This window comes from Bradyrhizobium sp. CB82 (assembly GCF_029714405.1).
Lineage (GTDB): Bacteria > Pseudomonadota > Alphaproteobacteria > Rhizobiales > Xanthobacteraceae > Bradyrhizobium.
The window spans coordinates 8,144,651-8,169,608 of sequence record NZ_CP121650.1 but is presented as its reverse complement, the minus strand read 5'-3'; the positions used below and the strand labels follow the sequence as shown (position 1 = coordinate 8,169,608).

13 protein-coding genes and 4 pseudogenes are annotated in these 24,958 nt (G+C 57.4%); 8 read left to right on the top strand and 9 right to left on the bottom strand.

Annotated elements, in window-relative coordinates; all coding sequences use genetic code 11:
* Positions 1-224 precede the first annotated feature (224 nt).
* From QA640_RS39105 to QA640_RS39085, 4 genes and pseudogenes are all read left to right on the top strand, one after another.
* A pseudogene (locus QA640_RS39105) lies at positions 225-371 on the top strand (nitrite reductase, copper-containing); the annotation flags it as partial.
* Between the two features lie 673 nt (positions 372-1,044).
* Positions 1,045-2,804, top strand: a pseudogene (locus QA640_RS39095) (oleate hydratase).
* Positions 2,805-3,027: 223 nt separating this feature from the next.
* Positions 3,028-3,285 carry a hypothetical protein gene (locus QA640_RS39090; protein ID WP_283037963.1) on the top strand — a complete coding sequence of 86 codons (258 nt, stop codon included), beginning with the start codon at positions 3,028-3,030 and terminating at the stop codon, positions 3,283-3,285.
* 79 nt (positions 3,286-3,364) lie between these two features.
* The gene (locus tag QA640_RS39085) at positions 3,365-4,822 is read left to right on the top strand and encodes an IS4 family transposase (RefSeq protein WP_283037962.1); all 1,458 of its coding nucleotides are present in this window, start codon (positions 3,365-3,367) and stop codon (positions 4,820-4,822) included.
* Between the two features lie 16 nt (positions 4,823-4,838).
* On the opposite strand, the gene QA640_RS39080 is transcribed toward QA640_RS39085, so the two are convergent.
* The 6 genes and pseudogenes from QA640_RS39080 to QA640_RS39055 form a co-directional block, all read right to left on the bottom strand.
* The gene (locus QA640_RS39080) at positions 4,839-6,401 is read right to left on the bottom strand and encodes a peptidase S10 (protein WP_283037961.1); all 1,563 of its coding nucleotides are present in this window, start codon (positions 6,399-6,401) and stop codon (positions 4,839-4,841) included.
* 103 nt (positions 6,402-6,504) lie between these two features.
* Positions 6,505-6,651, bottom strand: coding sequence for a hypothetical protein (locus QA640_RS39075; RefSeq protein WP_283037960.1), 147 nt, complete (start codon positions 6,649-6,651; stop codon positions 6,505-6,507).
* 1,010 nt (positions 6,652-7,661) lie between these two features.
* Entirely contained in the window at positions 7,662-8,159 is a 498-nt protein-coding gene (locus QA640_RS39070) for a hypothetical protein (protein ID WP_283037959.1), read from the bottom strand.
* Positions 8,160-8,651: 492 nt separating this feature from the next.
* Entirely contained in the window at positions 8,652-9,167 is a 516-nt protein-coding gene (locus tag QA640_RS39065) for a hypothetical protein (protein WP_283037958.1), read from the bottom strand.
* A 616-nt stretch (positions 9,168-9,783) separates the two neighbouring features.
* Positions 9,784-10,050 (bottom strand): annotated as a pseudogene (locus tag QA640_RS39060) (integrase core domain-containing protein); the annotation flags it as partial.
* A 219-nt stretch (positions 10,051-10,269) separates the two neighbouring features.
* Complete coding sequence (locus QA640_RS39055; RefSeq protein WP_283037957.1) at positions 10,270-11,856, bottom strand: asparagine synthase-related protein; 1,587 nt, start codon at positions 11,854-11,856, stop codon at positions 10,270-10,272.
* Positions 11,857-13,229: 1,373 nt separating this feature from the next.
* On the opposite strand from QA640_RS39055, the gene QA640_RS39050 reads away from it, so the two are divergent.
* From QA640_RS39050 to QA640_RS39035, 4 genes and pseudogenes are all read left to right on the top strand, one after another.
* Positions 13,230-15,320, top strand: coding sequence for a prolyl oligopeptidase family serine peptidase (locus QA640_RS39050; protein ID WP_283037956.1), 2,091 nt, complete (start codon positions 13,230-13,232; stop codon positions 15,318-15,320).
* Positions 15,321-15,878: 558 nt separating this feature from the next.
* Positions 15,879-18,608: a DUF5695 domain-containing protein gene (locus QA640_RS39045; protein ID WP_283037955.1), complete on the top strand. Its 2,730-nt coding sequence runs from the start codon at positions 15,879-15,881 to the stop codon at positions 18,606-18,608.
* Positions 18,609-18,617: 9 nt separating this feature from the next.
* A pseudogene (locus QA640_RS39040) lies at positions 18,618-18,734 on the top strand (transposase); the annotation flags it as partial.
* 641 nt (positions 18,735-19,375) lie between these two features.
* Positions 19,376-19,876 (top strand): hypothetical protein, encoded by a 501-nt coding sequence (locus QA640_RS39035; RefSeq protein ID WP_283037954.1) that lies wholly within the window; start codon positions 19,376-19,378, stop codon positions 19,874-19,876.
* A gap of 275 nt (positions 19,877-20,151) precedes the next feature.
* Here the strand turns inward: QA640_RS39035 and QA640_RS39030 are convergent, their stop codons facing one another.
* From QA640_RS39030 to QA640_RS39020, 3 genes are all read right to left on the bottom strand, one after another.
* Positions 20,152-20,439 (bottom strand): hypothetical protein, encoded by a 288-nt coding sequence (locus QA640_RS39030; protein ID WP_283037953.1) that lies wholly within the window; start codon positions 20,437-20,439, stop codon positions 20,152-20,154.
* Positions 20,440-20,647: 208 nt separating this feature from the next.
* Entirely contained in the window at positions 20,648-20,833 is a 186-nt protein-coding gene (locus QA640_RS39025) for a hypothetical protein (protein ID WP_283037952.1), read from the bottom strand.
* A 1,199-nt stretch (positions 20,834-22,032) separates the two neighbouring features.
* Entirely contained in the window at positions 22,033-24,474 is a 2,442-nt protein-coding gene (locus QA640_RS39020; RefSeq protein WP_283037951.1) for a S9 family peptidase, read from the bottom strand.
* Positions 24,475-24,958 lie beyond the last annotated feature (484 nt).

Below are 24,958 nucleotides of genomic sequence, written 5' to 3'. Positions count from 1 at the left end.
TTTTTGCGGAACGCCTGCCCGCAGGTCCCTTGGCTATCCCGGACTCGGCCGGTCCACCTTGCGCTCGCTCAAAGTGCAGCGGGAAGATCCTGCTCCGGTAACCAACCTAAGTACTGCTCCGGAGGCAAATCAGGCGAAAGGTTGTTGCCGCGCAAACTCTCTTGCAACAGGAAGCGCAGAGTGGGTCCCGTCATCAAAATCTATTCAGATGAAGGATGCTTCCAATGTTAACCCGCAGAGCCGCATTGATCAGCGCCGCCGCGACCGCCCTCATGCTGGCGACACCCGCTTTCGCAGCCAATGATCTCAAGCTGCCGCGGCAGAAGGTCGAGCTGGTCGCACCGCCCTTCGTGCATGCGCACGAGCAGGCCAGAGGGAAGGCCCCTTAGAGGAGGTAAAGACGGCAGCGATGAGAAGGAAGTGACCGCATTGGGGGTAACGGGGCCGCCAGAAACATTTTGCGAGAATGCTAGACCGTGTCCGTTGTGATCTCGAATCCATCCTGACGATATCCGGCCGACATGGCGACCAGATATTGCATAGAGTTCTTCTCCCTGCACGAAGCCGATGGGTTGGCCGCTCCAGATATAGAATGTTCCGTTGTTATCGACGTAGTGCGTCGCACGTCCGTTGCGATCGTAGAAATCCTGAGCCATTGTCAGCGTCCTTAATGATCTTCACTCGCAGCGAGTACGAGGTCCGATAGTTTGAGATTTGACCTGGCTTCCCCGGCCGGTCTCTGCGAATCAACGACCGATGGTGGCATGCAGATGGTGCACGCGCCGAGATGTTCGTTCTCAATCCGCGCTATTCACAAGCTTGTCGCGCCCCGTGTCGCGCCGAGCCGCCACGAGTGGACTTGAGTGCTTGAAATCTCACATGATTTTGGTGCGACAGGCGCAATAAAAAAATCGATTTACCGGGTCCGAAATCGTCGTCGATGGCGGTCTGACGATCGGCGTCCCGCAGAAGTGTCAGGCGATCGAAAACATCTTCTGACCATCAGCGGACGGATTGTCAGATCAAAAGAGATGGAATGTCGCGATGTATTACAGCAGTGGAAACTACGAAGCTTTTGCTCGGCCCCGCAAACCCGCTGGCGTGGATAGCAAGACGGCTTGGTTCGTTGGTTCGGGGTTGGCTGCGCTCTCAGGCGCGGCCTTCTTGATCCGCGACGGGCAAATGCGTGGCGACCGTATCACCATCCTCGAACGACAGAAGGTTCCGGGGGGCGCGTTGGACGGCAGTCAGGATCCAGAAAGGGATTCGTGATTCGAGGTGGCAGAGAGATGAAGGATCATTTCGAGTGCCTCTGGGATCTGTTTCGTTCGATCCCATCGCTCGAACTTGAAGGCGCCAGCGTGCTCGACGAGTTTTATTGGCTGAACGAGGATGATCCGAACTACACACTACAGCGGGCGACGGTGAACCAAGGGCAGGACGCCCATACCGATGGCCTCTTCACTCTGAGTGAAGAGGCCCAGAAAGAGCTGATTGCCCTTTTTCTTGCCACTCGTAAGCAGATGGAGACCAAGCGCATCGACGAAGTGTTCGGGAGGGAATTCATCAACAGCAATTTCTGGCTCTATTGGCGGACCATGTTCGCCTTTGAAGAATGGCATTCGGCCCTCGAGATGAAACTTTATCTGCATCGATTCATCCACCACATCGGCGGCTTGCCGGATTTCAGCACGCTGAAGTTCACCAAGTACAATCAATATGAATCGCTTGTTCTCCCATTATACAAATGGCTGTTGGAGCAAGGAGTCAACTTTCGCTACGGCGTCGAAGTCACCGATATCGATTTCGACATAACATGCGGACGCAAGCAAGCCACAGCCATCCGCTGGCTTGAGAATGGCAATGCGGGCAGTCTCATTATTGGCGCCGACGATCTTGTTTTCGTGACGATCGGGTCGCTGACTGAAAATTCGGACATGGGGGACCATCACACGGCCGCCAGGCTCAACGAAGGACCGGCGCCCGCCTGGGATCTGTGGCGGCGTATTGCGACGAAGGATGCCGCCTTCGGCCGTCCAAATGTCTTTTGCGGCGATATCTCTGCAAGCAAATGGGAATCGGCGACGATCACGACCCTGGACGAACGCATTCCGCCATACATCCGCAAGATCGCTAAACGCGATCCGTTCAGCGGCAAGGTCGTCACAGGAGGCATCGTTACCGTGAAAGATTCGAGCTGGTTGCTCAGTTGGACCACAAACCGCCAGCCGCATTTTAAGCACCAGCCCAGCGATCAACTCGTCGTCTGGGTCTATTCACTATTCGTCGATAAAGCCGGCGACTACGTGAGGAAGCCGATGCAAGATTGTACGGGCGAGGAGATCACGCAAGAATGGCTTTATCACCTCGGTGTGCCGGTCGCGACCATACCGGAACTTGCCGCAGGGGCCGCCAAGACGGTACCGGTGATGATGCCCTACGTCACTTCCTTCTTCATGCCTCGGCAGGCGGGTGACCGGCCAGATGTCGTGCCGAAAGAGGCGATCAATTTCGCCTTCATTGGCCAGTTCGCGGAGTCCGGTGAGCGGGATTGTATCTTCACGACGGAATACTCCGTTCGGACGGCGATGGAAGCGGTTTATATCCTCCTCAAGATTGAACGTGGCGTGCCCGAGGTATTCAACTCGACCTATGATATTCGCAAGTTGCTTGCAGCAATGGGTAGACTGCGTGACGGCAATGAAATTGAGATCCCGGGACCTGCGTTCCTGCGCAAACTTATTCTGAAAAAGATCAAGGCTACTAAGCTTGGCGAACTCTTCAATAAATATTACCTGAGCTGACTGAGGCGGAACGCTGCGGGCGACCGTTCGCTCGGATAGAGAGGCGTTGTCCTGCGCCGTGGCGATACGGACTTGCCAAGCAGATCAAACGTCTGCGCCGATCTCTCGAGGCAACTTTCAGACGTCCTCGGCTTGGTGTTATCCTCGCCACAAGCATCCGATTAACCTCTGGCCGTAAGGTGAGAGCGAAACTAGCGAGCTGGTCTGCAGCGGGTATTTTGACATGCGAGCCGCGCAGAACGATGTCGAAGCAACGTGGCGCAAGGTCGGCGAACTCCTCGATGTCTTCTCCAAAGAGGAATGCGCCAACCATCTGAAGAATTCAGGCTATGTTTCCTACAACAACATCACGCGCCTAGGATTTCATCTGCATTTCGCTGAAAAATTATACTATGCGAGTGCGAACGCGAAACCCGCTTGTGACCTGTTCGCCGTTGTTCGCCGTCTTTCAATTACCCATAACTTTGACCACTCGGGCTGATCCGCTGATCGGCGAAATCTTGAATCGAAAGAATCACTTGTGATTCCTTTCTGAGCACCTGATTCGCGAGGGGTGCTCTATGGGGCTGACATTAAGGGATCGATCGGCAAAAGGCTGTTTGCGGTCCTTGGAAGGTGAATGTTGGATTGATCGAGAGAGTAGTGGATGCGAGTTTAGGGACGCGCGGCTCGGCGACAGATTCCGCAAACTGCTCACGCAGATTGGAAGCGCCATGGGACAAAGCATTCCGCTCGTCTGCCAGGATTGGGCGAATACCAAGGCAGCCTACCGCTTCTTCTCTAACGACCGGGTCAGCGAAGTGGACATTCTGGCCGGCCATTTTCAATCAACACGCGATCGTGCCGCCGCCACTGAAGGTCTCGTTCTTGTGCTGCACGATACAACCGAGTTCAGCTATCAACGCGAGAAGTCAGAAGCGATCGGCATCACCAAGAGCATAAACAGTGGACGGGATAAGGCAGGTCGCCTCAGATCGCACACGGTTTGCGGCATCCTGATGCATTCCAGCCTCGCGGTTACAATCGAGGGGGTGCCGCTGGGGTTGGCGGCCGTTAAGTTCTGGACCCGGAAGAAATTCAAGGGGACGGCAGCGCTTAAAAAGAAGATCAATCCGACCCGGATTCCCATCGAGAAAAAGGAAAGCGTCCGGTGGTTGGAGAATCTCAAGCAGTCTACGCAACTCTTGGATCATCCGGGACGATGCATCCATATTGGTGATCGCGAGAGTGACATCTACGAGCTCTTCTGCACAGCACAGGAGGTCGGAACTCATTTCCTGATCAGGACCTGCGTCGACCGCTTGGCTGGAGACGGGGATCACACGATCGCCGACGAAATGGACGAGGTCGCCGTCAAAGGGCTCCATCGCATCGAAGTCAGAGACAGCAACGGCGATCCCGACCAGGCCATTCTTGAGATCAGGTATCGCAAGATTCGCGTCCTGCCGCCGATCGGAAAGCAGAAGCGCTATCCCGCTCTGACCCTGACGGTGATCCATGCCGAAGAGCGCGGGACGCCGAAAAACAGAAAGAAGATCGATTGGAAGCTGATCACCGACCTGCCTGTTGGTTCCCGCACCGACGCCATTGAGAAGCTGGAATGGTATGGTTTGAGATGGAAGATCGAGGTGTTCCACAAGATCCTCAAATCGGGCTGCAAAGCTGAGGAGTCGAAGCTCAGGACCGCCCAGCGTCTGACCAACCTGATCTCGCTCTTTTGCATCCTGAGTTGGCGGGTCTTCTGGATGACGATGCTCAACCGTTCCGCCCCAGACGCGCCACCAACCCTCGCGTTGACTGCGACTGCAATCGGCGTGCTCGATCGCCTCGTCAACGACAAACCAAAAGCAAGACGGAAAACGCTCTCGCACTATCTGATCAAGATTGCCCGGCTCGGCGGTTATCTCGCCCGCGCCAGCGATCCGCCGCCCGGCAATACGGTCATGTGGCGCGGGCTGTCACGCCTCGCCGACATCGCGCTGGGCGCCATGGTCGGAGGAGAATTTGTGGGTAATTGAAAGGTTCGCCGTCCGGTTACTTCATCATCGCTTCGACCTCTGCACGAAACGCTTGGCGCGAGGCGTCTCGTGAATAGAACATGTGGCCGCCCGGAAAGACTACAAGTTTGACGCGCGGTGCCGAGGCAAATGGTGGCAATTGGTCGAGCACCATCTGTGATCCGAAATAGGGCGTGACGAGGTCAAAGAGGCCGTGCCCGACCAGCAATTTCATCTTTGGGTCCGTTGCAAGGATGTGGCGTAGCTCAGATAGCGATTCTGGAGGACTACGGCCGAAATCCCAAGCCTGCCCGATTGTGCGGTTGAGGAGCTCATAGGAGCCGTCCGGCCGCCAGTTTAGCTTGCGCGTAAGGAGATCGACAGTGGCGCTGGTTAGAGGCGCAAACAGCGTATCGCTCGAGGGATCGCCAGAAGGTGGGAAATCGGAGTCCGGATAGGGATCAATGCCACGCACCGAGGCGTCATAGTTTCCGATTAGCCTGCCATTCTTACGATCAAATTCACGGCGAAACACGGCGAGGTCGAATCTGCCCGCGAGCCTGCGACTCACCGCCTGGTCGATGCCGGTCAGCGCCGCGGTCTTATCGGCCAGACGCGTGGTCGCTTCCTTGTCCGTTTGGCCTTTGATGAGATCGGCCAGAAACTCGCCGCGTGCATAAGCTTCCACGTCAGTGAGATCGGATCGCTTTACCGAACCCTTGACCGAACTCTTGGCTTCACGCTGCGTCGCGACATAGCTTGGCAGCCTTGCAACGTGTTGCAGAAGGCTCGTGCGAGCGTACTGGCTGTAGTCGAACAACGGCGAGACCATGATTAGGCCCTTGACGCCTATGCCCTGTCGAATCTGCAACTCGTGGACAAGCTTTGGCCCACGAATGCCGCCATAGCTTTCACCAGCGATATATTTCGGCGACAACAGCCGGTCATGTTTTTCAAGCCAGCGGCGGACTACCAGCCCGAGCGCGTTGACGTCGCCGTCAACGGAATAGAGCCGCTTGCGCGCATCATCGTTGGTCGCAACGAAACGGCTATAGCCGGTGCCTACGGGGTCGATAAATACAAGATCCGTGAAATCGAGCCAAGTCTCTGCGTTTGGCGTCGCCTCCGGAAAAGTAGATGGCGTCACCTCGTCAGCATTGATCGGCAGCCGCCAGGGTCCAGCATTGCCAAGCTGTAACCAGGCCGATGATGAGCCAGGTCCGCCGTTGAAAAAGAATGTTACCGGGCGCGTGCTGCGATTGGTGCCGTCAAGCTGATACGAGGTATAGACGATGTCGGCCTGCGGCTCGCCCTTGTCGTCAAACAGGCGGATGGAGCCGGCGGTCGCGACGAAAGAGAGCGTCCGTCCAGGGAGCTCAAGCTTTTGCCCAGTGCTAGAGTCCGGCGGCAGGCGATGCTGTTCGGCCGCCGACGGCGTACTCTGCGCTTGACCGGCGCGTTCGCCGGAGCCGCCCTTCTGGCCGGCCGGCGTCGTGGCCTCGGCACGCGCCGGCGGATCGTCGGCCTGCGCGCTCCCCATCACCCCGCAGGCAAAAAGGATCAGCGCTAAAGAGGTGGGGCGCAGCGCGGTCAACCGCATCGAGATTCTCCTATCCGAGCACGCACCTTTCGGTGCGCGAGGCGTGTCTGTCAAAAAGGCTCTACTCACTAGCTCATGCCGATGACCAACAGACCTACTAGAGTCAGTAGTCCTCACCGTTGCCGCCATCCCGACTATCGCCGATATGCGGCATTGCAGTGCGTCCACCACGTCTTCCAAGCTGGAGCAGCTTCATCAACAGCATCGCAGAGTCGAACACCAGCGGCGCAGCCGAAACCTTGATGCTCACTGCGTGTAGCAGGGACAGCAGCCGTGCCGGGTGCTCTCTGGGCGCATCTAGGCGTGCAGCTAGCATCGCATCGATAGCGTTTGTTCCCATGTAGGCTGGGCTGCGACCCGATGAAGCCACGTTTTAAGTGCAACGGTTGCGAAGAATGCCTCCGCGACCGTCGCGAAGTCAGGACACTTGCGTGGGGTGTGTCGAGGCGTTGATCTTCCGCCTGAAGGTTGGCTGGTGTAATCGCCGGAAACGTCCTAAAGCGCAGGAGCACTGCCCACTTCCAGTTCGCCGGCGCCTGGCAGCGCTATCCGCGCAACAGGAGCGCAGCGACTTTTCGTGCCGCCCTACAGCATCAGGTCTTCGTCATGCTCAAACACCTAATGCGAGCCGCCGAGACACGCGGGATTGAATCAACGTAGCGCAAGGTCGGCGAACTCCTCGATATCTTCTCCAAAGAGGGATGCGCCAACTATCTCAAAAATTCAGGCTATGTTTCCGTATAAAACATCACCGTAGAGCACACTTTTATCCCAGCTAATTTGGCAGCTGTCCAAATTCTGAAGCCGAGCGGATCATTGGGATCCATGTAGCCTTTAGATGCTTGTCTGGAAATCTTCGCTGCTGGTTGCCAAAGGAAATCCGAAGGCAGTCGGCCCAGGAGGCGGTGATTAGCCGCCAGCGAACGTCGCAAGAAACGTCAATGCCTATCTCTCAAGCTGACGCGGAGAGGTGATCTCAGCTACAAATCGCGGAAGCCCCGACTAACCCACCGCCAGCCGAGGAGAACGGCGAGCAGAAGGACCGAGGCAATTCCCAGAGCCACTAATTCCAAAGTGCTTATGGAGCCAATGTCCATGGTGTTGTTCCCGACGCTTCTCACAAGCCCCACCCGAGCGTGTATGTTAAGCGCTCCGAAAGACAACGTACATGCGGCGGCACACCGCTGAGGGAGCTCGGATCGCATCCCGTTACTCTAGGCCCAGAAGCGGAATCGCGAATCCTGCCGAATCCACCGTCGTTCATATACGCAGAGAACGTCGCGGCCACTCGCGGGATGCGACCCGCGCGCAACCACAGGAGCGACGGTACTTGAAACGACCTTCAGGACTACGCTTCTCGGCGGCGGTCCAGCTTGTAAGAGCCTCGTGGGTTAGGTAAGTCGCAGCCAAATCGTTCCAGGATTTCAAGACATGGTTCCAGCTCTCCTTTCGAGCTGGCAGAAGATCTAACATCCTTTGCGCTTTGCGTGCTGCCGCGAACTTCCGGTCGCGCTTGGCGTCGTTCAAAATTTTACGGATCAGGACTTCGGTTCGCTTCCATCCGTCGTCCGACATTCTATCCTCAACAAACCACTCGAAGTACCTTTGGAAGGTCAAAGCACGCCCTCCGGGTGATGCCAAGCCCGGTTCGTTCAACCATCGATGAAGGAATTCGAGCCGGCCCGATTCGCCAAGTGAGAGAACGTCATCATCGCCGAACATCAAGAAGGTCGCGAAGCCCGCGATCTCGAGCTGCATGTCCAGATCCTGTGACTCCAACCAACGGGTGATTGCTGCTAGTGGACACAAAGCTTTAGCTCTCCTTCCGTGCAGTCGTGATTGCGCGCGAGTGGTGCAGGACGGCTTGAAAGCGATTCGGCCCACGAAACACCGCGCTCGTAACCACCAGAATTGCAAGTGACGGAAAGAATCTGATCCGGTGATTCGTCCTACGAGACGGGCGTGGGGCACCCAACATATCCTCATTCATCCGGCGGACGCAAAATGCGCAGCTATTCCATTTCAGAACTATGGCTAACACTGCTCAGCTCATTCGGCACGTGCCGCTGAATCGCTGCCGAACCCTTGTGAGGCAAATCACAAGAGCGCGGCGCACCCTTCTCCACATAGCTATGCTTTTTGTCTGAAGAATGAACGGTTAGCAAATGTTTCAACAAGAACGTGGCTGAACGGCTAGCGGCGCGGTAGCTTTTCCGTTCATGTCCGGTGCCAAGTCGCTCAACAAGTCCGCTACCCCGTTCCGTCATTGCCGGCGCCGCGCATTTGCGAGGTGATCCATTTCCTGAGAGCGCTAGGTGTTAGGCTTCCGTCGGCGAGTTCTCTCCAAGACTGCCTGCCTTCAATCCACCTGCTTTTTCGAGCGGGCATATCGTCAAGGAGCCTCTGCGCAGTTGGCGAAAAACGCGCAACATCAGAATGAGGGTTGTCTGTAGTCTCTTCGAGAGCTTCACGAAATAGTTTTTCGGATTGCTTCCACCAAAGCTCCGTAAACCTGCACTCCGCGAAAAACTCAAAACAAGCTCGGAACGTCAGAGCACGACCAACGATCGCATGGGTAGGCAATTCAACCTCGCTCAGCCACTGCTGGAGAAACTCACCTTGCTGTTCGTTGTCGAGTGCGAGAAAGTCCGTATCGTTGAAGTTCAAAAGCAAGGCCATGCCGGCAGAGATTTCGCCTTGTATTTCTGCGTGCTGCTTTTCGAACCAGTCGCTGATTGTCTGCAGCGGCGTCATCGGTTCAGTCACATCAACCTCTGTGCCAAATAGGGATCCGTCCGGGCGAAATAGCCTTGCCCGGGGGTATGGGCGTGCCCATCATAGCTCGTCGGCGAATGGTGTTTCGCCAATCGGAGGCAGCGCGGACGTGACTCGGCCCACGCCCGGTGAGTGAAGCGAAGGCTGTCCCTACCACGCCCGCGCTGCCGGTGAAGTTAGTAGCGACGTGACTCGGCGCTTGTTGCGTACGACAAGCGCTGTCCCTACCACGCGCCGCTAACTTGAGCGGCCAGCCTTACCGCCTGAGCCAGTAAAGCTGACTAGTGCACCCTGATGTCGGCCCTGGGGTGCCGACAAGTTGTACCCCTAGAGAGACCTGCAGGCACCCACCAGGACTGGTTGGCGATCGGACGCTCGAGAGCCCGATCTGGCGTAAAGTTAATTGCTTCGGTGACGTGCCGCTGCGTTTTTTCCTCCGGAAGGAGCTAGAGTCCGCCCCGAAGTGCAGCGAGACCGAAGTTTGGACCAGCCATAACTGAGGTTTGCGCTTCCGTCAGGTTGGCGGGCTTGTTGCAGCGAACCTGGGTGTGCAGCAAAATCGGCGCCGATTGCCGATCGCCCCGGGGGCCCGTTCTTCGTTATACTATTTGCGCCAAGTCTCCACTTTTTCCTGGCCTCCGCAAAGGACAGGACCAGTGGACGTTGAGGCGTTCGGCCCGGAAGCGGCCGAAGGCCTCAATGAACGCGTTGTCGGTCGGCTTGCCGGGCCGCGAGAAGTCGACCTTGACGCCGCGCTGGTAGGCCCACACGCAACTCGCTGCCTTGATCGAGGCCGGATCGTGCTAGAAATCCCATTTCCTTGCGGGGCCCTTTCCAGCATTTCCACGACGTCGGTGCCGCGGAAGGTAAACCGTTGCGCCAGCGCTGCCCTGCTTCAGGATGAACGCATTCTGGCGCGTCCGAAAATATTGAGGCCTTCACGGTCCGTCGGCTCCTCCCCAGCCGAAGCGATTCGACCAAGCCGCTGGCTGAAAATGGTCGAGTTTACCGGTCTCAGACCAGGATCGTAATGAGCCAAGCATCATCAACTTTCAGCCTCTGCTTTCAACATCGTCGCGTCTGGCGGACAAGCTCAACCAAGTTGCCGGGCAAAACGCTCCGCCCATATAAAGCGAGCCAAGGCACTCGTCGCAACAAATGTGCCCTTCGTTACCACTTCATTCAGAAGCGTCATGACCGATTCCCGCGAAACCAACCCCAAATCCGCTAATGCACAAGTATTTAGCTGGAATGCAAGTGTGTCCGCCCGCGCGGCAATCGCCCTCGGCAATACGAGCTCGAAGCTCTCCTTAGTATAGTCTCGCGGAAACACCTCTGCGTCGGTACGGTTACGTAAGTAAAGACGAAGCATGTGCTTGTCTGCTCGAAATTCGAGTGGAAGGGTCGCTGAAAAGTTGATCAATCGCGGATCACCCAGCGGAGTAATGGGCCACAGTCCTCGCTTTGCGAGAGGACGAGCATGACAAAGCTTACCCAGAAGAGTCGTTGCTGCCGTCACGCCAAGCGGCGCGCTAAATAGGAAAGTCGAACGAGCAGCATCAAGGCCGCGTCTCGTTAGCAGGCCTTCCGCAAGTCCAACCGCAACTTCGAAGCAACGTGACGACGGGGAATCTGCTTCATCTTCCTCGCCCGAGTAGCGGAAGAAAAGCTCATCTCCTCCTATACCGGACCAAATTATCTTGCAGCCCTCATTGCGAAATCTGCCCCAAAGCGCCTCGAACGCCTCGAGATAATATTCCGAAACAAGTGGCAAATGGTGTTTTGAGTCGAGATTCAGATCAATCGCGGGCATGTGGTCGTTCATTTCGATTGCGTGATCTCGGCAGTTCAGTGCGGCCAAAATACTGTTGCGTCTATCAGATTGCTTGGGACTACTCTCCGCATCGAGTAGAATTCCCCCACACGTTAACGATCCGGCGCCCTCGCGGACAGCCATCGCGACGGAAGCAGAGTCCATTCCTCCACTCAATTCCGCGGCACTTTCACCAAGTTTGATTGGCCGCGAAACAACAACCTCGCTGAGTAATTGATTAAACTGACGAAGCGCTTCGATTGTCGTCAATCCAGCGCATGCATAAGATGGTGACGGTCTCGAGCCGTACTCAAACAGTGTGTCCGACGTATCAACGTATAGGCTCGCGCCCGCTGTTAGGAGGTTAACGCCGAGGCAGGCTTGTCTTGCAGAGTAGTACGTTTTCATCGTCAGATGATGCGCGATCAGTTCTGCGTCAATTGCACGCGACTCACGCATTAGATCAACAGAATCCCAGGAGAGCGCAACCGAGCGAGTGCGCTCCTCAACGCAGAAGTAGATCGGCAGGCTGCCCAACAGGCCAGCTCTTACACGCAGTCGGCCGCCGCTGCGCGCCGCCTCAATTATAATAAAGTCGAGAGGCCAGTTCAGATTCTCCTGATAGCACCGACGAAAGTAATCGTCAGACACGTTGGTTGCGACAGCAAATGTGACGCCCAAATGGTCTTCCGATCGCAGGCGCTCCCGGATGACGAAGAACCATTGTTCAGACGTCTTGATGAGGGAGCTTTCAAGACTCTGATGATTAAAGGGGCGGATATAGCTGTCGCCAATTGATACTGAAGAGCCATTAGCCACGGGATTGAACAGTGCGAGATCGCGTATCCTCAGGTAGGCCTTGAGCATTGCCTTTTAATTTGCCCGCTCCTTGTCTGAGGTCTGGCTCAAACAACGTAGGCCGGCCGGCCCAGCCAGCCAGCCGCAAAAAGCGCTGTCGTTCGGGAAAGGAGCTTTCGGCCACTTGATGGTCGGAGGTGCCACTGCCGGAAGTGGAGCGCCTGTTGGATTGGGCCCGGATCCCTCCTGAAGGTGCGCTTGCGCGTTAGTCATGCGATGGTCCTTTTACTTGGGGTGCGAGGGCTGCAGCGCGCATATCGTCTGGCACGTAGTTGGTAAGCCATAGCTCAGGTTTGTAGCCTCGACGGCGACAGCTCTCTCATGTGAAGCTCCGGGAGACAACCTATCAAAACCAGCAGGTCGCATACACGGGGCGGGCGGCGATAACTTGCAAGGTCGGGTTGCGAGAACATGTAGAAGTGTAGACTTGATCTTGCAGCGTGGTTGATCTCGGTACTGAGCTGCAGGCGAGCAAGATCGCTCACCCGAATGCTCGCAACTCTGCACAGAACACGTTACGATGACGCAAGATCAAAAAAGTCGTTTGCCACGCGACGATGCGCTCAGCGCCTAGTTCCTTGAGACCGCTCGCCAGGTGCTATGGGATCAAGCGAAGACCGAGCGCAAGTCGGCTGCCGATCTCCCATCAAATGTACTTTTACGTCGAGGAGGGGGAATATTGAGACGTAAGTATGCGCCGAAAGGAGACTCATTCGAGAGGGCCGCGCGAAATGATCGCAGGAGCGAGCCGCCTACCGTCCACGTCGCGGATCGAGACGCACAAACAACGCGCTGTGGTGCTGATCGAGGGACTGGCCTTGCGTCGCAATGGTCCCTGCATCCAAACACGTTCTGAATGAAGCGCTCGGCCTAGACGTTAGTTAACTGCGTGTAAGGTTCGATGCCGAAGTCCGGACAAGCATCCCCTGCCTGCTCCCTCGCTGTGCGCGCGAGACTTCCTCTACTTCTGCGGCGCCATGCCGCGCGGGCGGACCCCTCCAAAGGTAATGCGGCCCGGCAGATCAGTTGTGCGCGCTGCAGATCCATTCAGGTGCGCGAGAGTAGAGCGGGAGTTGCGAAATCGTCGTCATTCGGCCTCGGCTCTGTGGGACTCAAGCAGTGTAATTGTCAGCTTTGAAACCATCGTCCACAACTTGACGCCGGCATGCGATGCCAAGCGGCGGGAGAACGTCCAGTTTGAAGCGGCACGCGGCTTGCACCGTTGAGGTACCGGCAGACGATTCCCGTATGTCCGCTCTTTGAAGTCGAATGCACATCTCCCGTCTGCGTCCGCCCAACTCCCAACACGCGCAATGCCCGGCTGGGCCATGTTCAGGACAAGTCCCATGAGAAATTCACTCCTCCTCGCAGGGTGGCTATCTATGACCTGTTTGTTCTCCGCGGCACTGCCCCACACGGTGGCGGCTGCTACGGAAGCGGACGATCCTTTCCTTTGGCTAGAGGAGATCGAAGGGCCGGGCGCATTGGCTTGGGCTCGCGCCGAGAACGACAAGACACTTGGTGCGCTTCAATCGGATCCCCGCTATCAGCGCTTCTACGAGGAGGCGCTCAACATCCTTCAGGCCAATGACCGGATTCCGTACGTTTCATTGGGCCGGGGCGGTCTCAACAATTTCTGGCAAGACGAGAAACAGGTGCGCGGAGTTTGGCGGCGTACCACGCTTGAAAGCTATCGCACCCAGAGCCCGCAATGGGAGACCGTGCTCGACATTGATGCTCTGGCGGACGCGGAGAAGAAAAATTGGGTCTTTCGAGGCGGAAGCTGCCTACCGCCCGAAGAGCGTCTGTGTCTAGTCGAACTTTCCGAGGGCGGCAAAGATGCCGTATTCGTGCGCGAATTCGACCGCGACGCCAAGGCCTTCGTCACGAATGGCTTCGATCTTCCGGAGGGAAAGCAGGACGTCAGCTGGGTAGATGTCGAGACGATCCTGATTGCACGAGATTGGGGCGAAGGGACCATGTCGCCCTCCGGTTACCCTTTCGTCGTGAAGGAGCTCAAGCGCGGTCAGTCACTCGGTGAAGCGCGCGAGGGTTTTCGCGGCGAGCCGACCGATGTTCAAGCCGCACCATTCGTGCTGCGCGACAGTGAAGGAACAATCCACGCGACCGGCGCCGTGCGCAGCATCAGCGCGTTCGAGCATGAGTATGTGCTCTTTGGGCCCAGGCTGCCGATTAAGCTCAATCTGCCGAAAAAGGCGAGCATCGGCGGCATTGTCAGTGGCCGCCTGCTCGTGATGCTAAAAGAAGACTGGACGCCGCCTTACGGCGACACCGGCTTCGCGGCTGGCTCGTTCATCTCGTACGACTTGGCCGAATGGAAGCGGGATCCGCTGCGTGCCAGCCCCACGCTCGTCTTCAAACCCGGGCCTCGGCAGGCGCTCAGCGGATTCGGCGTTACCAGGAACTTATTGATCCTGACGATCCTCGACGATGTTCAGAGCAAGGCATTCGTCTACAAGTATGATCAGGACACCTGGCGAGCCACTCCGGTCCCGCTCCCGGAGAACGCGAGTGTCGGTCTGACTGCCGCATCGAATGAATCGGATGAGATGATGTTCAGCGTTTCCAGCTTTCTGATGCCGACGTCGCTCTGGTACTTCGACGCCGCGACCGAACGTCTCGAGACACTGAAGGCGACACCTCCGAGGTTTAACGCATCGAAACATGTCGTGGAGCAGTTCGAGGCAACTTCGCGCGACGGCACCCGCATTCCTTACTTTCTGATACGGCCCAAGAGCGCCAAGTTTGACGGATCTACCCCAACCCTTCTCTATGGCTATGGCGGATTTCAGGTTCCGCTTTTGCCTTCTTATGCGAGCCTTATGGGACGACTCTGGCTCGAGCAGGGCAATGCATATGTCGTCGCGAACCTGCGCGGCGGTGGCGAGTTCGGTCCGCAATGGCACCAGACCGCCCAAGGGGCAACGAAGCAGCGCACATGGGATGATTTTATCGCCGTCGCAGAGGACCTGATCCGGAGGAAGATCACTTCTCCCCGCCGGTTGGGCGTATCTGGCGGCAGCCAAGGAGGCCTGCTGGTGGGGACCGCAATCACCCAACGACCCGACCTCTTCAATGCCGCCGTAGTGGAGGTGCCGCTGTTCGACATGCTTCGGTTCACCAAACTGGGCGCGGGGGCCTCCTGGATCGGTGAGTATGGCGACCCCGCCATCCCTGAACAGCGCGAGTGGCTCGAGGCCTACTCGCCTTATCATAAGTTGGTGTCGGGCAAGACCTATCCCGCGCCCTTCATTCTCACCTCCACCAAGGACGACCGTGTGCATCCAGCGCATGGCCGTAAGGCAGCCGCGAGGCTCGCCGAGCTAGGTCAGCCCTATTTTTACTATGAGAATATTGACGGGGGACATGGCGCCGCCGCCAATCTCATCGAACATGCACGAAAGGCGGCCCTGGAATATACCTATGCATCCCGGCGACTTGTCGATGAGTAATGTCGAGAGAGCAGAATGTCGCCTCACATGATCGACCTTCGCAGCGATGTCATCGGCAGCATCATCAGCAAAGCGTCGACGATGGATACTCGATTGTCAATCGGCACTGGAATGGGACCCCCATCGGCGTCCAAAAGGCTCCCTTTGATCTGCGTGCTCTGCTGGTAGCGCTCGCGTCGTCGGAGCTGGGCGGGGTTGCGGAGACGGCGCGAGCGCGGATGGCAAGGCAATCGCCTAGGGGGATTGGATAATCGACGTCGTTGGCGGCTTCAGCGTGATTGGGTTGAAGCTGGGGTCATGGTCGTTATATGGATGCCTCAGGCGCGCCGTGGCTTTGTCGTCGACCGGGTCTTTGCCACTGACAACCAGGCCGACAAGCCGCTTGGCCTCCTTGCGTGCAAGGTCCGGTGTCCAAGGGCACCGTGAGGACCGATGGTGACGAAGCGCTGCCGACCGAACACTCGGTACTTGAGAACGTATGTCGCTTTGTCGCGTTGACGTTTACGGCGAGAAACGGCGCGCCTTGATCATCCGTATGGGGCAATACCGGATACGATAATGACGAAGACCAAAGGCATGTCTAAAGTCTGGACGTATACGCGTCGTACGATGCTGTTGGGCAGTAGCTTCCTGGGTAGCGCATTGTTCGGGGGCGTTACGGTGCCTACACCCAATCGGCCGCAACGCAAGGTTGCCATGGTGTTGAAGGCGGCCGACGCTCCCTTCGTCGTTGGGTGCACACAAGACGGCATTACCTCGTTGCGTTATCGTAACGATACGTATGACACGGATTATATCCTGCCTGGAGCCGTGCTGGGGACGGCTCACGCTAGAGTTCGGCGTGCCGGATCCGAGTGGCATACGCTTCGAACCGGCGTTGATGCAACGAAGCCGATGCATAGCGCGGCCCTTGAACTAGCAGCCCGCGATGCCGGCGTACTTCTCACGACCCGCCTCGCAGTCGAGGAGGCTGGATTGACGTGGGAGATCATGCTGCGGAACGACGGCATGGCGAGCGTGGAGGTTGGCGACCTCTATTTGCCCATGCCGATGAACACCGAATTTCCGGCAGGGCAACCGGTGTCGATGGCTGTTTTAAAGCACAGCTTCGTCTCGGGGCATGGATCGCACATCTTCTGGATTCGCGGCAACAGCACCGGTCCCTTCCTCATGCTCTTACCGGAAGCGGACACGTCACTGGAATATTGGGATGTCCACAAGGATTCGGCCGAAGCCAGTGGGACGTGGTGCGCCTACATCTTGGGTGGGGCGGCGGCGGGCGAGGCAGTGGCGGGCGGGGCTCGCTGGCGACAGCCGACCCATTCCCTGTCCCTGTCGCCGGCCGAGGAACGGCGTTACCGTCTTCGCTTCCAGTGGGTTGCCGATTATGAGGCGGCGCGCAGGGCTATCGCGGACGCGGGTCTGGTGGACGTGGAAGTAATTCCGGGCATGACGGTTCCCAACGACCTGCATGTCGACATCGCGCTCGCGTCCTCCATTCCGGTGGAGCGAATCGAAGCGGAATTTACCGGCGACACGGTGGTGCAACGGTTGCCGGATCGGGCTGGCAGGCGACTGTGGCGGGTCCGGTTTTCGCGATTGGGCGAGAACCGGCTGACCCTGCACCAGGCGGGTGCGCGCCAGACCTTTCTTGAATTCTTCGCTACCGAGCCCGTCGAGACGATGATGAAGAAGCGCGCAACCTTCATCTTGAAGCGGCAGCATCGTGACCCGTCCAAATGGTACGACGGTTTGTTTGGCGAGTGGAACATGGAGACGCAGGTCCTGCTTGGCCCGGACAATTACGACCGGATCAAGGGCTGGCGCATCTACGAGGTGACGTGCGACGATCCCGGGCTGAGCAAGCCCGCTTACCTCGCGACCAAGAATGCCGAGCATCCTGATGCGGCGGAAGTGGCGGCGCTGGACCGGTATATCGATAGGTTCGTCTGGGGCGGGCTGCAACGTACCACACAGGAGGCATACGCCTACGGCCTCTACGGCATACCCGATTGGAAGCAGAACCGGGAAAGCAGCGATCCCGGCCCAAAGGGCCGCCTGCATATCTGGCGGCCTTATGACTATCCGCATATCTTCGCGATGTATTTGGCCATGCACCGCATCGCGCGTGACCATCCCGCGATACCCACCCGCCAGAGCGCACGAGATTATTTGGTCCGCGCCTACGGTACGGCGCTGGCCATGTTCACGCTGCCGATGCGCGTGGTGAATTGGTCCGCCTACCGCACCGGCTTCTACAACGAATGTGTGATCCCCGAACTGGTTTCGGCGCTCAAGACGGCGGGCTTGATGCGCGAGGCGGCGACGTTGGAGGCGCACTGGGCGCGTAAGGTGCGCGCCTTCGTCGATCCGAAGGCGGACCTGTTCGGGTCGGAATATCCGTTCGATTCCACAGGCTTCGAATCAACGCAGGCACTGGCGCGCTCGGCCCTTGACGACCCTGTCGCCATGGGGGTTTCGAAGGCCGCAGCCCGTGCCTTCGCGGAGCGTCAGATCGCTGCAAACCTGTTCTGCCGTGGCTGGCTGGAACCTGCTTATTACTACTTGGGCAGCGATTATCGCGGGACTGCGGGCGACGCCTATACGCTGACCTACATGGCGCAGATGGGCGGCTGGGCGCTGCTTGATCATGCCCTGAACGATGCAGACGACCCGCATCCACTCCTTCGTCTCGGCTATGCGTCACAACTCAGCGCGTGGGCTTTGCTGAACAGCGGCCCTGCGTCGGCCGGTCATGGCTATTGGTATCCGGGCGAGGAGAATGACGGCGCGGCCGGTGGCGGCTTCGAGCCGGCGCCGAGCGGGACCACATGGCTCGGTCAGCCGCATCACCGCGGGACGTGGTATTACTCGTGCGAAATCGACCTGGGATTTTGTGGGGCGGTCCGCGCTGCTGCGACGATCGTTGCCGACGATCCCATCTTTGGGCGGGTTTGTCACGGTGGCATCATGGAGACGTTCGCTCACACCCTGCGTATCTGGCCACGTGATGGCGTGCGGCGACGGCTCCACGTGCGGCTACAGTCTCTCCGATTGGACTTGATGCTGCTTGACGCCCGATTCCGGGCGGATGGACCGATCATTCTGAATTTGGGGGAGGGGTGGATCAGCCTTACGCCTGAGCCCTTTGCCCCATCTGCATCGGAAGTGACGTTCGAATTGCGGTACGATGACGGCAAGAAGCGCAAAGAAGTCGTCGACATCACGGACAGCCAGATCGTCGTCCGCTTGCCTGCGGCGCGCTTACCGCCTGTTCAGGTTCGCTAATGGATGACAATCATCGCCGCAAATCCCAAGCATCTCGGCGCAGGTATCCGCATCACTGCGGTGCTGCATACGTCGGGTTCGGCGATGACCCACCATCCGCACATCCACATGATCGTGCCGGGTGGCATCGGCGTCAAATTCAATAATCGTGGAAATATGGAAAAAGTGAATGCCGTGGCCGCCCTCTCTCGGGAGAATCGCCTCTAGACTCAAGGCGCGCAAAGTGCGCGCCTCATTTCATGAGGTCGTGGCCGATATCGACGACGGACCTCGATCGTCCATCGGGAGGTGGCGCCTACAGCGAGTTGCGCTTGCCGAGACGCCGGCGCGGGCAGCGCGACAGCGCTCCGCCGACGTCATTCAGGCGGCGCGCCAAATAGAGACGGCGAGTCGGAGTTTAGATCTGACTTGGAGAATGACAGCGAAAACTGGCGTCGCGGTGCAGAGTGCTTGAGACTAGGGCGCGAATGTGCGATGGCCTAGGCGACAATCACACGATGGCGACCTTCGAAGGGTTCATTGCGAAGTTGTTTTGCCGACTTTTAAGCCGTTCACACTTCAAGCAAAGGCAGAAAATACCGCCGCGAGATATGCGGATGGTACGCGGTCCCGCGCAGGCTCGTCTGGGCGCGCCGTGATGCCGATAGGTCGGAACAGCGGAAAGCGACACCATTAGCCTAATCGACTCTTCCATGAATGCAAACTTGGCGAGCAACCAGGGATGATGTCGAGAAGGAACCTCGCGAAGAACGGTACTGTAGGCGTTCTTGAGCCTTGTTGTACCGAACAAGGCTCATTCCGCCCTGGGATATATCGCCGCAATCGACATGAAGCTAAAGGCCACCCAAATCCGTCCTCCACTTTCTCTGGGAAAGATCAGCCGTTCTGCGCGGACCAGTGCGGCACTCGCGAGTCCAGCCGAGTGCGGCGTGACGCCGCAATTCGATTTCAGCATCGGCATGGCCGGCCGACGAGACGGCGAGGAGAGACCGGCAGATCAGTTTTGGTTGAGGTTAGGCCCGCTCCGAGTCCGCTTGGTTTTCAAGCGCAGTTACGGTATGACTCAAATTATGAACAAGTCAAGCAAAAGAGTCATACCTAAAAAACGCGGACGGCCGGCGACGGGCAACGACCCGGTGCGCTCGTTACGCATGCCCGATGAACTTATGGACCGCATAGACACCTGGTCGGCCAATCAGGAAGACCGGCCCAGTCGCGCCGAAAGCATACGCCGCCTGGTCGAGCTCGGGCTGAGGGCGAAAAAATAATGCCCGCCCGCGCTAGCCATCTACCGACCAGCTCTGAGCGAGATGCGTTGCAGAAGCTGCGGTCCGGCCGCGAGCTCACGCTGAGAGCTCTTGAGCCGACTGGCCCCCGCACCATCCTAAACATGGTGGCCAAGGGCTGGATTGAACGTGGAAGCCGATCCGGGAGCTACCGCATTACCCCTAGGGGCGACGCTGCCTTGCGCCTCAAGATACCCTAGCCCGTGGGCCGGCCCTCAAGCCGTTTCGTACACGGCGTTATCCGACCGCTGTTGCGCTCACTTGCTCAGCAGCCGCTTCATCTCGAAGTCCAGCTTTCCTTCTACAGTCTCGATCGCTCCGGAAAGAATTTTCGAGGCGGCCTCAAGCAAACTTTGAAGATCGGCCCGAGTAGTGTTCGGTCTGTACACCCCGTTGAACTTGTCACCAAACTGATCCCACCTCGTGGTCAGAATCTCCTGCCAGTCTTGAGCGGCGCTGGTCGCCGCAACGCTGTTATACTCTGAGCCAATGCCCAGCCGGACGTGCCGCGCACGATCTCGGATGTTGAGGATCGGGTCTGACACTTTCCCTGCTCCGATTCGCTATCGGCAACGTCGCTGCGCGCCGACGTCCAACCGCAAGGCCTCGATCTGTTCAGCCCGACGCTGTGCGGTTCGCTCCTCGATCTGCTCGAGCAAACGGATGTTGTGCAAATCGTTTCGGAATATGTGCGCCCACGAATCGAGATCGATCAGAAAATGCCGTCCCCGCTGCGCGGTCACATCTCGAGGCTCAGCCCATACTGAAATCTGATTTGCGAGTGCTTGCATTGCGGCGGCGATTTGTGCCTCGCGAGTATGAGCGCGACAGATGCTGGATGGCCGCGAATTGAGCGCGCACCACTGCGAGCAGCAGATCCTCGCGCTGCGATTCCGAGATCCGTGGAGATGCCCGATAGCGGTTGGCGACAACTTCCATGGCCAGCGCCCAAGCTGTGTAATCCCCTCGTGCGGCATCTCTAACAGATGCTTTGCGCTGGCAGCTTTTTCGGTTGCGACTTCAGGCATAGAACTCACGTCATTCTGTTCCCGGTTGGGGTTTGCGCGGCGAAGAGTAGACAAACGAAAGCAGCGCAAAAAGGCCCTCAATAGGGCGAGGTTTGCGCGCACACGACGCGCCCATTTATCCGGCCGCACTGGAGGAGGAGAGTGTGGATGACTCGACAAGCTTCACTCATCGTCCGGAACTTCCCTTTCAGGTAAGCATTCACAAATACGCTCATAGGTTGAATGTTGGAATGCGCCGCCTGTTAATCAAAGTTCTCGAAAAGATCGCACTCGCTCTAGGAACGTTTGCTCTTCGCTTGACCTACGGCTCACCCCGTAAGTCATCGAAAAGATGGCGACGAAAGCAACCCCGGCAAAGATGTTCGTCTCACCGGAGGCCAATCGAGCAGAAAGACGGCAGATGACAGCCCCTCTACGCCGATTATCTTCGGGGCCGCAATGCTAGTATCCGATTGATCAGTGCCCTGACATGGTCAATTCACGAAATACGCGACGCGAGTGAAGCATGCCAAGGAATTGTTCTAGGCCGTGGAGCAAAGAAGACGAGAAGCGCCTTCTCGAACTCGCTTCAAAAAACGAAACCCCAAGGCGGATTTCTATCCTGCTCGAAAGAAGCGAAGTCGCTATCGCTAGTCGGCTCCGGAAATTGCGATCCAAGCCCACAATACGCCGGCATTCCCCCTGAGGGAGCGGACAGCCACTCGGCCGCTCTTTTTTAAGGCATTCAATGAGTACTGGCTGGGGAATTTTGTACTGGTGCTTTGCGGCAGACTGGCTGCGGCATGTTTGAGCCCGATGTCGTGAACCGCGCAGAAACAGAAAGATGCTGTTACTGCTGTTTATGTAATACGGGTGGAGATAGGCAAAGCCTGTGCTGACAACCGAGGACGTGATCCGGCTGCGGGGTCGTCAATGAGTTGTTCCGAACCGTGGGCGTTGAGGCATAGACCATGCCCGCCGTGTCGTTGTGGACGCCCCAAAGGCATGCACAAAACCGCTGCCGTCCATCCAAGCTGCGGGACAGCCGTGGCTGTCGTTGACCAGCGCGCTCTGGAACGCGTTCGCTGACGCTCCAATGGTTTTTGTGGCGTGATCGAAAGCTTGGCAGCGTCACGACGGCCCTTCCGAAGGGCTGTCAAGTCGCTCTGGGCCAGCTACTTGACAACAGATTCTATTTCCCATTGGAAGTCGTCGCCTACATTCGATGCTGATGGCGTAGAAGCCTCTTCTCGACTCAGTTTTGCAGGTCTCAGCAGCCTCGCGTGGTGGCTCTTCGCACGATGATCGAGCCTCTTGGCCCTTTAGGACGTCAATGGATGGGTCATTCCAATCAGGCGGTGTCTGTCTGAGGATATTCCGAACAAAGAAGTCCAGGACCTTGAGAACTTTGTAAGTCCCGGGCGTTCCGTGATCCGCGCCTGGGACCACAAGCATGTCGAAGTATTTTCCTGCCCGGATAAGTCGGTCGGCCAGTTGGAATGTAGAGGACGGATCGACGTTGCGGTCCAATTCGCCCACGATGAGCAGCAACTTACCTTGCAATCTGTGAGCGTTGTCGACGGAGGAAGAATGCGAATATTCAATGCCGACCGGCCACCCCATCCACTGTTCGCTCCACCAGATGTGGTACATACGATTATCGTAGCAGCCGCTGTCGGCGACGGCCACCTTATAAAAATCGGAATGAAAGAGCAGTGCGTTCACCGCGCTTTGACCGCCCGCCGAGCCACCAAAAATGCCGACGTTCGAGATATCGTACCACGAAAACGTCGCGGTCGCCGCCTTGTGCCACAAGATCCGGTCGGGAAAGCCGGCATCCTTCAGGTTTTTCCAGGCAATGTCGTGGAACGCACGCGACCGGTTGTTCGTGCCCATTCCATCAATTTGAACGACGACAAATCCAAGCTGTGTGAGCGGCTCCACAAGGGTCGAGAAAGACTTTGGAACGAAAGAACCGGTCGGGCCGGCGTAAATGTGTTCAATGACCGGATATCGGCGGCTTCGGTCGAAGTTGATCGGAAGATGAATAATCCCCCATATTTCGGTCTCGCCGTCTCGCCCCTTCGTATGGAACGTCAGTGGCGGCTGCCAGCCAGCAGCTACGAGCGCGGAAATATCGGCGCTCTCGACCTTCACGACCGCCGAGTTGTCAATGGTTCGGTACAAGATTAGGCGCGGCGGGATATCGCTCCGTGAGTAGAAGTCTAGATAGTAGCGACCGTCTGGCGATAACGCGATGTGATGATTAGCCGCTTCCGGCGTGAGCGACGTTAGTCCCGTGCCATCGAAGTTGATGCGGTAGGCGTGGACGAAATAGGGATCTTCTCCTTTATTCATCCCGCTTGCACTGAACCAAATCTGGCGCTTGATAGGATCTACGTAATGGACGGAACGGACTACCCAAGCTCCACGCGTGATCTGGTTTTTAAGCTCGCCAGTACGTCCATCGAATAGGTACAGATGCTCGTATCCGTCGCGTTCGGAGGCCCAGATGATCTCCCGCCCGTCCTCAACGTCGTAGCGGAAGGTCTTGCCTGTCTTCAACGGGTCCATTTTTAGGGGCTGGTAATCAATGAATGTATTGCTGCGCTCATCGATGAGAGTTCGCACGGTGCCTGTAGCCGCTTCGACCTCGACGAGACGATAAAGCTGATGGCCCCGTTGATTGTACTCGAAGGTGAATCCGCGGCTGTCCTTCCACCACTGGATGGGAGACAGGCCATAGGGATTTGGGAACAACGCATTGTCGATTGCTATCGCGCGATGATCACCGACGTCGAAAAGCACCGGCTGTGGCAATGCCAGAGCATCGCCGGGCTTCGGGTATGTCATCGTCCCGTGCTTCGGTTGGCGCTGGTCGCTTGGGGATGATTGGATGTAATGAATCTCCCGATTTTGGCCCGGGCGGATGCGGTAAGCTGCGAGGCGACGCGAGTCTGGGGACCAACTCAACGTCGAAAAAGCATAATAGTTGCTTTCAGATCCGTCCCAAGTCAAAGGGATGTCCTTCGAGCCCTCCTTGCTGCGCAAGAATAGATTGAAATCGTTGACATAGGCGAGCCATTTCCCGTCGTGCGACACGCTTGTCCTGTTAGGATCATTTTCAGAAGATGGCGTATCATCGTACGGGCTCTGCTGGTCGATTCCGGAAAGCTTTGTCTCGCTTGAGCAAGCGTAGTTTACAAGCTCGCAGCTCCAAGTGGTGTCTTCAATCTGAAAAGTTATTCTGCCACCATCGTCAGCGAGCTCAAAATGGTCGAATGGCAGATCATCGGCATTACAGTCTTTTTGGCCTACGCGGTTCAGCGCAGCAGCTAGCTTCTTATGATCGAAAGCTGGCTGTTTTCTGCCGTCGGCAACATTCACGAGTATGAATTGGCGCTTGCCGTTACTCGCCAATCGATACGCGAACTGCGCACCATCTGCGAGCCAGAACGCGACCTCCGGAGTATCGATCATCAGTCTGGCGTACTGATCGTTTATCGTGAGCGCTCGATTGTAATCAGAACGACGCAGAACCTCGTCTTCCGTGTTGCCTTTCGAACCGTTCACGGCAGCCGCCTCCTGCTAAGCTAAGAGCGCAATCATCAAAGCGCCCACCTTATACATGACGCCGAGCTTATGCATGATGGTCAGCTGTCCTCTTGTGCCGGATACCGCGGGCATGTCGAACGTAACAGACGTTGCGTCAGCGCTTGGCTTCTTGGGCTGACGCATCTGCTTCTGGAGCACAGAAAGCCTTGATCGTCCCCGGGTACCTGCAGAAATTATGCCAACGAGGCGCAATGCACATCGGCTTTGGCTTGAGATGTGGATGTCGTCTAGATGACGTTAGAGTGAATGCCGATGACCCCGCGCGTCTGAACTCGGACACAGTGAACCAGCGAGACGTCACTGCCGGCATACGCTCGATCACGGGCGGCCAGTTGATCGCTATGACCGACGCATCTAGTTTGATTGAAAGCAATGAGGAAAATGAGCTTATCGAGCGCGCACTTGCATCAACAGCCAGCCGAGAAACGGTCTACGTAAAAAA

Excerpts from the sequence above, each read along its gene's own strand:
- QA640_RS39025 (WP_283037952.1), bottom strand. The coding sequence starts at position 20,833 with ATGGAAGTTGTCGCCAACCGCTATCGGGCATCTCCACGGATCTCGGAA.
- QA640_RS39070 (WP_283037959.1), bottom strand. The coding sequence starts at position 8,159 with ATGCAGCTCGAGATCGCGGGCTTCGCGACCTTCTTGATGTTCGGCGAT.
- QA640_RS39050 (WP_283037956.1), top strand. The coding sequence starts at position 13,230 with ATGACCTGTTTGTTCTCCGCGGCACTGCCCCACACGGTGGCGGCTGCT.
- QA640_RS39085 (WP_283037962.1), top strand. The coding sequence starts at position 3,365 with ATGGGGCTGACATTAAGGGATCGATCGGCAAAAGGCTGTTTGCGGTCC.
- QA640_RS39080 (WP_283037961.1), bottom strand. The coding sequence starts at position 6,401 with ATGCGGTTGACCGCGCTGCGCCCCACCTCTTTAGCGCTGATCCTTTTT.
- QA640_RS39090 (WP_283037963.1), top strand. The coding sequence starts at position 3,028 with ATGCGAGCCGCGCAGAACGATGTCGAAGCAACGTGGCGCAAGGTCGGC.
- QA640_RS39055 (WP_283037957.1), bottom strand. The coding sequence starts at position 11,856 with ATGCTCAAGGCCTACCTGAGGATACGCGATCTCGCACTGTTCAATCCC.
- QA640_RS39045 (WP_283037955.1), top strand. The coding sequence starts at position 15,879 with ATGACGAAGACCAAAGGCATGTCTAAAGTCTGGACGTATACGCGTCGT.